The sequence below is a fragment of the Nocardia sp. NPDC051929 genome, assembly GCF_044548645.1.
Taxonomy (GTDB): domain Bacteria; phylum Actinomycetota; class Actinomycetes; order Mycobacteriales; family Mycobacteriaceae; genus Nocardia; species Nocardia sichangensis.
On record NZ_JBIUCG010000002.1, the window covers coordinates 434,001 to 443,168 of the forward strand.

General features: G+C 68.8%; 9 protein-coding genes and 1 pseudogene. 3 read left to right on the top strand and 7 right to left on the bottom strand.

The genetic code is table 11. The features are described 5' to 3' along the window. The first annotated feature begins 11 nt into the window (after nucleotides 1-11). Both recA and recX read left to right on the top strand, forming a co-directional pair. Entirely contained in the window at nucleotides 12-1,055 is a 1,044-nt protein-coding gene (gene recA, locus ACIHAX_RS04235; protein WP_039799269.1) for a recombinase RecA, read from the top strand. Between the two features lie 196 nt (nucleotides 1,056-1,251). Beyond that, the gene (gene recX / locus ACIHAX_RS04240) at nucleotides 1,252-1,908 is read left to right on the top strand and encodes a recombination regulator RecX (RefSeq protein WP_379251273.1); all 657 of its coding nucleotides are present in this window, start codon (nucleotides 1,252-1,254) and stop codon (nucleotides 1,906-1,908) included. Between the two features lie 482 nt (nucleotides 1,909-2,390). Here recX and ACIHAX_RS04245 read toward each other — a convergent pair whose 3' ends face one another. The 7 genes from ACIHAX_RS04245 to ACIHAX_RS04275 form a co-directional block, all read right to left on the bottom strand. After that, nucleotides 2,391-2,843: a heme-binding protein gene (locus ACIHAX_RS04245; RefSeq protein ID WP_397275713.1), complete on the bottom strand. Its 453-nt coding sequence runs from the start codon at nucleotides 2,841-2,843 to the stop codon at nucleotides 2,391-2,393. After that, nucleotides 2,791-3,738 (bottom strand): DMT family transporter, encoded by a 948-nt coding sequence (locus ACIHAX_RS04250; protein ID WP_397275715.1) that lies wholly within the window; start codon nucleotides 3,736-3,738, stop codon nucleotides 2,791-2,793. Before ACIHAX_RS04250 ends, ACIHAX_RS04245 begins: the two co-directional genes overlap by 53 nt. Next, nucleotides 3,728-5,248 (bottom strand): flavin monoamine oxidase family protein, encoded by a 1,521-nt coding sequence (locus ACIHAX_RS04255; RefSeq protein ID WP_397275717.1) that lies wholly within the window; start codon nucleotides 5,246-5,248, stop codon nucleotides 3,728-3,730. The genes ACIHAX_RS04250 and ACIHAX_RS04255 overlap by 11 nt, the downstream gene beginning before the upstream one ends. A 200-nt stretch (nucleotides 5,249-5,448) precedes the next feature. Beyond that, nucleotides 5,449-6,351, bottom strand: coding sequence for an amino acid ABC transporter permease (locus ACIHAX_RS04260; protein WP_364426824.1), 903 nt, complete (start codon nucleotides 6,349-6,351; stop codon nucleotides 5,449-5,451). Next, a complete protein-coding gene (locus ACIHAX_RS04265; RefSeq protein WP_355070237.1) occupies nucleotides 6,348-7,028 on the bottom strand; it encodes an amino acid ABC transporter permease in 681 nt (226 codons plus the stop codon). Before ACIHAX_RS04265 ends, ACIHAX_RS04260 begins: the two co-directional genes overlap by 4 nt. A 107-nt stretch (nucleotides 7,029-7,135) precedes the next feature. Continuing rightward, nucleotides 7,136-7,972 carry a glutamate ABC transporter substrate-binding protein gene (locus ACIHAX_RS04270; protein ID WP_355070239.1) on the bottom strand — a complete coding sequence of 279 codons (837 nt, stop codon included), beginning with the start codon at nucleotides 7,970-7,972 and terminating at the stop codon, nucleotides 7,136-7,138. Nucleotides 7,973-8,023: 51 nt separating this feature from the next. Next, nucleotides 8,024-8,752, bottom strand: a complete 729-nt coding sequence (locus ACIHAX_RS04275) for an amino acid ABC transporter ATP-binding protein (RefSeq protein ID WP_355071010.1) — start codon at nucleotides 8,750-8,752, stop codon at nucleotides 8,024-8,026. 259 nt (nucleotides 8,753-9,011) lie between these two features. On the opposite strand from ACIHAX_RS04275, the pseudogene ACIHAX_RS04280 reads away from it, so the two are divergent. After that, nucleotides 9,012-9,168, top strand: a pseudogene (locus ACIHAX_RS04280) (tRNA (N6-isopentenyl adenosine(37)-C2)-methylthiotransferase MiaB); the annotation flags it as partial.

Genomic DNA, 9,168 nt, shown 5'->3' on the forward strand with positions numbered 1-9,168 from the left:
GGAGCAGGACCATGGCACCACAGGCGTACGACCGGGACAAGGCGCTCGAACTCGCGCTGGCCCAGGTGGAGAAGAGCTTCGGCAAGGGCGCCGTCATGCGCCTCGGCGAGGAGGCGCGCCAGCCCATCTCGGTGATCCCCACCGGCTCGATCGCGCTCGACGTGGCGCTGGGCATCGGCGGCCTGCCGCGCGGCCGCATCGTCGAGATCTACGGCCCGGAATCCTCGGGTAAGACCACCGTGGCGCTGCACGCGGTGGCCAACGCGCAGGCCGCGGGCGGCGTGGCGGCGTTCATCGACGCCGAGCACGCGCTCGATCCGGACTACGCCCGCAAGCTGGGCGTCGACACCGACGCGCTGCTGGTCTCCCAGCCCGACACGGGTGAGCAGGCGCTGGAGATCGCCGACATGCTGGTGCGCTCCGGCGCCATCGACATCATCGTCATCGACTCGGTGGCCGCGCTGGTGCCGCGCGCCGAGATCGAGGGCGAGATGGGCGACAGCCACGTCGGTCTGCAGGCCCGCCTGATGAGTCAGGCGCTGCGCAAGATGACCAGCGCGCTGAACAATTCCGGCACCACCGCGATCTTCATCAACCAGCTGCGCGAGAAGATCGGCGTGATGTTCGGCTCGCCGGAGACCACCACCGGCGGCAAGGCGCTGAAGTTCTACGCGTCGGTGCGCCTGGACGTGCGCCGCATCGAGACGCTCAAGGACGGCAGCGACGCGGTGGGCAACCGCACCCGCGTGAAGGTCGTGAAGAACAAGGTCTCCCCGCCGTTCAAGCAGGCCGAGTTCGACATCCTCTACGGGCACGGCATCTCCAAGGAGGGCTCGCTCATCGACATGGGTGTCGAGCAGGGCTTCATCCGCAAGTCCGGCTCCTGGTACACCTACGAGGGCGATCAGCTCGGCCAGGGCAAGGAGAACGCCCGCAAGTTCCTGCTGGAGAACGTCGACGTCCGCGACGAGATCGAGAAGAAGATCAAGGAGAAGCTCGGCATCGGCGCCGACGTGACGGCCGATGCGGCCGCGGAGGTGCCCGCCGATTTCTGAGCCGACGCACAGCCGTCGCTCGCCCGGAACGGGTCCGGCCGATTCCGGGCGGCCACGGGCCGACGCGGTGCAGGAGATGCGGCGTCGGCTGGAAGAACTCTTGTCCGCTTCCGGTCCGCCAGACGGTGCCCGGTCCCGCGGACAGGACGCCGAGCTCGTCCGGAGGGCCGAAGGTGGTTCGGTTGCGCCGGACACCATGGGAACTCGGCCGGGCGCGTCCGATCCGCAGCGGGCGCGCCCGGCTGGGTCCCGTCGTGGTCCCCGGGGTGCGCGGGCGCGTATCGGCTCGCCTTCGGCCGACTCCGGTCTCACCGAAGGACCAACGGCCGATCCGGGGGCGGCCGGATCCGAAGCCGGAACGGTCGAACAGGCGAAGGAGGCGTGTCTCCGATTGCTCGCCGTTCGCGCCCGCAGCCGTGCCGAGCTGGCTCAGCGTCTGGCCGCCAAGGGGTACTCGGCCGAAGTGAGCGAACGGGCGCTCGATCGCCTCGGCGAAGTGGGTCTCGTCGACGACGCCGCCTTCGCCGAGCAATGGGTGCACTCCCGGCACACCTTCTCCGGTAAAGGCAAGCAGGCGCTCGCGCAAGAACTTCGGCGCAAGGGCGTCGCGCAATCGGATGCCGTGGCCGCCCTCGACGCCATCACCACCGACGACGAGGAAACCCGCGCCGCCGAGCTGGTCCGCCGCAAATTGCGCTCTCTGCCGCGAGATCTGGACCGGGACAAGATGATTCGCCGCCTCGTCGGCATGCTCGCCCGCCGTGGCTACGGTCAGTCCACGGCGTATCGGGTGGTCAAGGCCGAACTGGCCGATCAGGGGTTCGAGGGCGATCTCGACGAGACCATCGACTGAACTCGCCCATGCGGCTCCCGGCGATCGGAGCCGTGCTTCACCAGGTCGAGGCGTTGTCGTATACCTGAGGCAGTCGAACCAAGCGAGTTGGTGGAAGTTCGTCGGCGGTACCGACCTCACCGGAATCGGCACGGTCACCGCTGCCGAAGCGATGTGTGGTCGTGCGGGGGAGCGCGCACGGTGGGCGCCGACCGGATCCGGCCCGGTGGGGGGAAGCCCTATCCCGCTCACAACTGCGCTCCACGCCGGTCGGCTGTGCGGGATACGGATGGTCGGTGTGCGGCTACTGCTCGGGGTACGGCCCGGCGCAGCCGCCGTGCTAGCGAAAACGCGGGCGACTACGGCGTTTTCGATCGGTTTGCTGATTGTCGCTGCTCGGACAGCCGATCGGGGCCCGGCCCGCGGCGGTCGAGGTCTGTACCCTTCGTACCGCCGCGGCGGAGGTGCAACGCTGCGCGGGTTTCGGGTGCGGCATCGTCGGTCTACACCTCTCCTGTATCGGCGGATAGACCGGCGGCCTCGATACCCGCCACGGCGGCGCGTTCGTCCTCCAAGGAAGTCTCGGCCCCAGTCGAACCGACCGCGCCGAGAATCCCGCCCGCCGAGTCCCGGATGAAGACACCGCCGGGGACATCGAGGATGCGCCCTTCGGCGAGCGCGGCCACCGACGTGAAGAAGGTCGGCGCGGCCGCCGCGCGGCGGGCGATCTCGCGGTTGGAGACGCCGAGGCCGAGCACGCCCCAGGCCTTGGCGATCGCGATCTGTGGTCGCAGGATGCCGGAGCCGTCCTGGCGTTGTAACGCGACGAGATGGCCGCCGGGATCCAGAACCGCCACCGTGAGCGGGTCGAACCCGTGCGCGGCGCCGTAGGCCAGCGCCTCGCTAACGATGAGCGTCGCGCGTTCCAGCGTGATCGAGGTCGTGGTAACCGTCATTTCCTACTCCTGTGTCGAGGACTTTCGGATTGCGTCGGCTACAGGTCAATGCCGCGAGCACGAGCCCCGCACCGGCGACCTGCGGCCAGGTGACGCGTTCTGCGCCGGCCGCGACGGCGAACACCGCCGCCGCCACCGGCACCGCGAACATGAAGACCATCGTTTGCGCCGACCCCACCCGCCGCACGCCCCAGTACCACGCCACGAGGCCGTAAATGGTCACGGCCAGCACGGAAAAGGCCAGTGATACCAGGGTTGTTCCGGAAAGCCTCGGCGCATCGCGCGGCGGTGCCAGTGCGGACGCCGCGGGCAGCAGTACCGCGGCGCCGATCACCGAGGCCCACGCCGTCACCCGCAGGGGGCTGTGATCGACCAGCAGGGGGCGGGTGACGACCGGGTAGGCGCCCCACAGCGCGGACGCGACCAAAGCGGCCAGATCCCCGAGCGCGCGGTTCGGCGCCGCGTGGCCCGCCTCGCGGCCGAGGACGACCAGGACCACGCCTGCCATCGCCACGCACGCGCCGATCAGCACGGCGGCGCGGACGGGCTCACCGCTCAGCCGCGCGAGCAGCGCGGTCCAGAACGGCGACAAAGCGATCAGGATGGCGGACTCGGTGACCGTGGTGAGCGCCACCGCGGCGCTGAAGGCCAGCTGATACGCCACGATGCCGATCGCGGCCGACAGCGCCAGCCGCGGCCACCACCGGCTCGCGATGGCGGGCCTGCCCTCCACGGCGCACGCGAGGACCAGCAGCAGTGGCGCGGCCGCGGCGAAGCGGATCGCGTTGAAGGTCACCACGTCCAGTTCGCGCAGACCCCAGCCGGTGACCGTGTAGCTGGCGCCCCATACGGTGCTCACCGAGGCGAGCGCCCAGGTCGCGCGATCAAGCCGCACGCGGCACGCTCACCTGATCCAGCACGTGGCGCACCGACTCCAGCGCCGATTGCAGCGCGCCTTGGATCCAGGCGTGCGCGACCGAGAGATGCTCGCCTGCGAAGAACACCCGCGGCGCCGGATGCGGATGCGGTGCGCCGATTTCCGCGAGGTAGCGCGCGTGCTGTCCCGGCGCCAGGTAGGCGAACGCCCCGCCGCCGATGCCGACCTGCTCGTCCCAGGCCCAGTGCACGACGTCGTCGACGACGGCGGTCAGGCCGGGATGCAGCTGTTCGAGCGAGGCGAGCACGATTCTGGTGCGGTCGGTCTCGGGCAGCGCCGCGAACCGCCGGGCGTTGTTCTCCCACAGGTAGGCCGCGGTGAGCACGGCCGGTGCGTGCGAGCGCTCGGGATCCGCCGCACTCCAGCGGGCCGACTCGGGGGCGAGCCGAGCGTTGTCGGACGGGTACCACACCTGCTGGATCGGCAGATCGGTGAAGCTGCCGCCGCCGAAGATCCCGTCGACGTGCTCCCAGTGCCGCGCACGGACGTGGACGAGGGTCTTCGTGCTGCTGGCGTAACTGATGCCGCGGATCGCCTGCCGCTGGGGCGCGGGCAGCGCGGGGGAGATGTCGATCTGATCCAGGCCGGGCGCGGGTACCGCGCAGATCACGAAGTCGACTTCGTCGGTGAACGCCGCGCCGTGCCGCTCGCCGCGCAACCGCACGCCGTCGCCGGTGACGTGCAGTTCGGTGATGCGAGTGGCCAGCCGCAGGCTGCCCGGGCGCAGCGCGTCGGTGAAACCGCGGATGAGCGCATCGGTGCCGTCCACCAGCTCCAGTTGGTCGACATTGAACAACCCGAAGTAATCCACGAGCACTTCCAGCAGCGAGGCGTGCTCGTAGTGCAGCAGCCCGCTGGCATGCCCGATCAGATCCCAGGCGTCCGGCGAGAGGCGTTGCCGGGTGAACTGCCACAGCGAGGTCGCCGCGAGCCGGTCCAGCTCCGGGTCGGCCACGTCACCGGCCAGCAGGGCCTTGCGCCGATGATCGCCGAGACCCTGCCAGGCGGCGCGCAGCAGCCGCTCGAGCACCAGGAGCGGGTCGGTGCGCTCGGCCTCCTCCAGCTGGTAGGCGGGCAGCACCTGTTCCACCTGGGACCTGCGCACCCGACGGCCCCGCAGCAGGTAGTACGCATCCGGATTCGCGTTGACGAAAGGCCTGGTGGCCAAGCCGAACTCGTCGACGTAGTGCAGCGTGCAGTGATGGTTGCCCGGGATCCGCATCGCACCGAGTTCACCGTGGGTGCCGTCCCAGAACCGCCAGGTGCGGACCCGCCCACCGGGGCGTGCCGTGCGCTCATAGACGGTCACGTCCAGACTGTGGCGTTGCAGCTCGTAGGCGGCGGCCAGACCGCTCGCGCCCGCGCCGATCACCGCGACCCGTGCGGGGCCCGCGTTCCCGGGGTGGCGCAGTTCGCCGGGGAAGGAGAAGGACTCGTCGAAGAGAAGGTCGGAGGTACGGCTGGTCATCGATCAACTCCCGCAGGTATGACGCGCTGATGACCGTCCCACCGGTCGAATACCGGGGATCGGCGTATGCCTACGAGATTGACGGGACGCCGCCGAGGGCACGAGTGTTGCGCTCAGCTCGAGCACAACACTCCGGCACCCGTGCGGAATTGCCGCGCGCTAGCCAGTTCGCTTGCGCGGCAAGGTTTCCGCAGCCCGGCTCAGGGCTTCTGGCCGAGGTCGACGCCGGGCGCGGCATCGGTGATGACCGAGTCCGCGGCGAGGACCGCGCCGCCGCCCTTTCCGCGCTTGCGCGCCCGCAGCCGCCGTTCCAGCCTGGTCGCCACCAGCGTCAGCGCGCTGTTGAGCGCGATCATGACGATCGCGATGACGATCAGCGCCGGAATCGTGTTCTGTTCGGCCGCGCCGAGTTGCTGGCCGGAGCGCACGATTTCGACGTAGGTGATCTGGTAGCCCAGCGCCGAGTCCTTGAGCGCGACCACCATCTGTGAGACCAGCGCGGGCAGCATGGCCGTGATCGCCTGCGGCAGCAGGATCAACCGCATCAGCTGGTTCTTGCGCATGCCCAGCGCGACGGCCGCCTCGGTCTGCCCCTTCGGCAGCGAGCGGATGCCCGCGCGCACGATCTCCGCGATGACCGAGCCGTTGTAGACGGTCAGCGCCGTGACCACCGCGGCGAGCGCGAGATCCTCGGACTGGAACACGTCGTACTGGGAGTACACCGCGAACAGGAAGATCATCAGGATCAGCACTGGGATGGCGCGCGCCACCTCGACGACGGTGCCCGCGACCCAGCGCACCACGCGATGGTCCGACAGCCGCAAGACGCCGAAGATCATGCCGATGATCAGCGCGAACACGATGGACAGCAGCGCGGCGACGACGGTGCCGCGCAGACCGGGCAGCAGGTAGGTCGACCAGACCTCCGCCTCCAGGAACGGCTTCCACTTCTCCGCGGTGAATTGCCCCTTGTCGGCGAAACCGCGATAGAGCACCCAGCTCGTCGCGGCCACGGCGACCACGACCAGCAGCGAGTAGACGTTGTTGCGCAGCCTCGCCTTCGGGCCCGGCGCGTCGAACAGGACCGAAGCGCCTGCGCTCATCGGGACACCTCGTATTTCTTGGCCAGCCAGCCGAAGAACAGGCCGGTCGGCAGGGTCAGGATCACGAAGCCGAGCGCGAAGATCGCGCCGATCGCCAGCACCGCGGCCTCGGTTTCGGTCATCTCCGCCATCAGGGTCGCCGCTTCGGCGACGCCGATCGCCGAGGCGATGGTGGAGTTCTTGGTCAGCGCGATCAGCACGCTGCCCAGCGGGGCGATCACCGAGCGGAAGGCTTGCGGCAGCACGACCAGCCGCAGGTTCTGCAGGAAGCCGAATCCGAGCGAGCGGCCCGCCTCGGACTGGCCCATCGGCACGGTGTTGATGCCCGCGCGCAGCGACTCGCAGACGAAGGAGGCGGTGTAGATGCTCAGGCCGACGACCGCGAAGCGGAAGTTGTTCTGGGCCAGCGAGTTCGGGCCCTCGCCGGCGAGGCGCCAGCCCATTGTCGTGTAGAGGCCCAGCGACATGAACACGATGATCAGCGTGAGCGGAGTATTGCGGAAGATGGTGACGTAGGCGGTGCCGACCCAGCGGGCGACCGGCACGGGGGACACGCGCAGCGCCGCGACGACGGTGCCGAGGATCAGCGCGCCGACCGCGGACAGCACGGTCAGCTGGATGGTCACCCAGAAGGCTTCGAGGATTTGGCTGTCGTACCTCGAGATCAGGTCGAACACGGCGGACGCGTTCCTCCGATCGGGTCGCGATGGTCAGGGGAGGTGCGGCGGGTGGCCCGGCCCGGTCGGGGACGGGCCACCCGTGCTGAGGCGAACGGTGCGGACGCTCAGTACCGATTCACCGTCGGCGGCTGCGGGGCCTGGTAGCCCGAGGCGCCGACGGTCGAGTCGAACGCCTTCTTCCAGGAACCGTCGGCGATCATCGCCTCGATCGCGTCGTTGATCTTGTCGCGCAGTTCCTTGTCGCCCTTCTTCGACCCGATGCCGTAGTTCTCGGTGGTGAACGGCTTGCCGACCACCTTGAACGCGCCGCTGCTCTGCGCCGCGTAACCGGCCAGGATGATGTCGTCGGTGGTCACCGCGTCCCAGGATCCGGCGCGCAGGCCCTCGAGGCAGAGCGAGTAGGTGTCGTTGGTCTGCAACTGCGTGTCGGGGAAGTTCTTCTCGATGTTCTGGGCTGGGGTGGAGCCCTTCACCGAGCAGACCTTCTTGCCCTTCAGGTTGTCCGGGCCGTTGATGTCGGTGTTGTCGGCGCGCACCAGCAGCGACTGTCCCGCGACGTAGTACGGACCGGCGAAGTCGACCTTCTCCTTGCGCTTGTCGTTGATCGAGTAGGTGGCGACGATGTAGTCGACCTGTCCGTTCTCGATCAGGGTCTCACGCTGCGGCGACGGCGCTTCCTTGAACGTGATGTCGTTCGGCTGCACACCCAGTTTCCCGGCGACGTACTTGGCCACTTCGACGTCGAAGCCGCTGTAGGACCCGTCCTTGTTCCGCAGGCCCAGACCCGGCTGGTCGAACTTGATGCCGATGGTGAGCTTGCCGTCCTTGGCGTGATCCAGGGCGGACTTGTCGCCGCCGCCGCCACACGCGGTGGCGGTCGCGGCGGCAAGTGTCAGGGCGATCGCCCCGACACCGATGCGCAGAGCGCGATTGATCCTCATCGAGTTCCTTCTCCCTATCCAGTGGGTGTGCTGGCCGCTGTGTCCGGCAGGTCAGTGGCTCAAGATCTTGCCCAGGAAATCCTTCGCTCGCTCGGACTTCGGGGCGGTGAAGAAGGTGTCCGGCGTCGCGTCCTCCACCACCTGGCCGTCGGCCATGAACAGCACCCGATTCCCCGCGCGGCGCGCGAAGCCCATCTCATGGGTGACGACCAGCATCGTCATCCCGTCCTTGGCCAGCGACACCATGACCTCGAGCACCTCGTTGACCATCTCCGGGTCCAGCGCGGAGGTCGGCTCGTCGAACAGCATCACCTTCGGGTTCATCGCCAGCGCCCTGGCGATGGCGACGCGCTGCTGCTGGCCGCCGGACAGCTGCGCCGGGTACTTGTCGGCCTGATCGGCGATGCCGACCCGGTCGAGCAGCTCCATGGCGCGGGTCCGGGCGGCGTCCTTCTTGATCTTGCGGACCTTGACCGGCGCGAGCACGACGTTCTCGAGGATCGTCTTGTGCGCGAAGAGATTGAAGGACTGGAAGACCATGCCGACGTCGGCGCGGAGCGCGGCCAGCGCGCGGCCCTCGGCGGGCAGCGGGACACCGTCGATGGCGATGTCGCCGGAATCGATCGGCTCCAGCCGGTTGATGGTGCGACACAGCGTCGACTTGCCGGATCCCGAGGGGCCCAGCACGATGACGACCTGCCCTTTGGGGACCTCGAGGTTGATGTCCTTGAGTACGTGCAGGTCGCCGAAGTGTTTGTCCACTTTGCGCATCAAGATCATCGGTGGGCCGCTGGTGGCGGCGTTGACGGCCCCGGCAGAGGCGTCCCCGGTCGTGGCGGGCGCGGCGTCGTCGTCGGTCATGGTCATGACCTTAGGCAAAAATCGGAAATTTGCCCGACTTTCGGCGACACACCCTCTCGCCACGCCGATTCGACATGTGCGCGTAACTTCGCGGTTCCTCCGTCGTCGGCGGTGGACCGCCCCGAGCCTGCGTCGATGCCCGCGAAAGCCACCGGAGGCCGCCCCGTACCCTGGACGGGTGGATTCGATCGGACAGGCAGTGTTGTCTCCCGCGCCCGCCGAGGGCACAGCACGCAGTTACGAGGTCCGCACCTTCGGTTGCCAGATGAACGTGCACGATTCCGAACGCTTGTCGGGTTTGCTGGAGGACGCGGGCTACGTGAAGGCCGCGCCCG